This window comes from Rhizobacter sp. P2_H2 (genome assembly GCF_056403375.1).
The window spans coordinates 1-1143 of record NZ_JBFUFP010001402.1; the positions used below are offsets into that span (position 1 = coordinate 1).

The 1143-nt window shown below is 73.8% G+C and carries 2 protein-coding genes; both read right to left on the bottom strand.

Annotated elements, in window-relative coordinates; all coding sequences use genetic code 11:
• Positions 1-681 carry a hypothetical protein gene (locus AC1D15_RS33455; protein ID WP_477829452.1) on the bottom strand — a complete coding sequence of 227 codons (681 nt, stop codon included), beginning with the start codon at positions 679-681 and terminating at the stop codon, positions 1-3.
• A partial coding sequence (locus AC1D15_RS33460; RefSeq protein ID WP_477829453.1) for a sensor histidine kinase occupies positions 671-1143 on the bottom strand: 473 nt, incomplete at its 5' end. The genes AC1D15_RS33460 and AC1D15_RS33455, both read right to left, overlap by 11 nt.

Consider the following 1143-nt stretch of genomic DNA (forward strand, 5'->3'; position numbering starts at 1 on the left):
TCAGGGCGCCTTCGGTGCCGCGGGGGCGGAGGCGGCGGCCGGCGCCGGCAGCGGCGTCACCGGCACCGCGCTCGCGCCCGGCCCGGGGCGGGTCGTCATGCTGCGCTCGATCGCCTTCAGCGCCTCGAGCTTCTCGTTGAGCTGCTGCAGCGTGCGCTGCTGCTCGCGGCGCTGCGTGGCCTCGCGGTTGAACGCGTCTTCCAGCCGGCGCTGCTCGGCGATGCGCGCGAGCAGCAGGCGCGCCATCGGCTGCCACGGCTGCAGTTCGGCGGCACCGGCCTTCACGACCGATTCGAGCAGCTGCTGCGCGCGTGCCACGTCGCCGCCGTTGTGCTGCTGCGAGAGCGCGAGCGCCAGTTCGAGCACCGCGCCGGTCGGCGCCGCGGCGCTGTTCGCGCTGACGATCGCGTTCAGGCGCGTGATCTCGTTGCCGAGGTCGGCCGCCGACATCTGACGCAGTTGCTCGTGGTAGCCGAGGATCTGCCGCGACACCTGGTCGGCCGGCTCGACCGGCGCCGGCACCAGGATCACGACGGCCGACGCGGCCGGGGCCGGGGCGAGCACCGGCGCCGAGGCGGCGGGCGCGGGTGGCGGCAGTTCGGCGGGCGGCGTCACGCAGGCCGCCAGCAGCAACGTGCCGAGCCAGGCGGGAGCGCAACGGAGGGCAGGACTAACGCGCATGGGGCAATTCGATGTGAAAGTGAGCGCCGCCGGGGCCGCCGTCGTCCATCAGTTCGACCTGGCCGCCGTGGGCCGTGACGTACTCGTGCACGATGGACAGCCCGATGCCGCTGCCGCGCACCGCGTCGCCCGGCTGGCGTTCGCCGCGGTAGAAGGGCTCGAACACGCGCGCCCGGTCGGCCGCCGCAACGCCCGGGCCCTGGTCGACGATGTCGATGCAGGCACGGCCGGGCACGCGGGTCACGGAAAAACGGATGGTAGCGCCCGCGGGGCTGAAGCGTATCGCGTTCGACAAAAGGTTACCCAGCGCCGCGCCGAGCTTGTCGGCATCGACCTCGGCGACGAGCGGCTCGCCCTCCACCAGCACCGCGAGCTGGCGTGCCTGCCACTGCAGCCGCTGCTGGGCGACCAGGTCCTTGATCAGCGCAGTGAGCTCGGTCTTGCGCCGCACCAGCTGGCGGG

What these genes read in the sequence shown, in the direction of transcription:
- AC1D15_RS33455 (WP_477829452.1), bottom strand. Translation starts at nt 681, where the DNA reads ATGCGCGTTAGTCCTGCCCTCCGTTGCGCTCCCGCCTGGCTCGGCACG.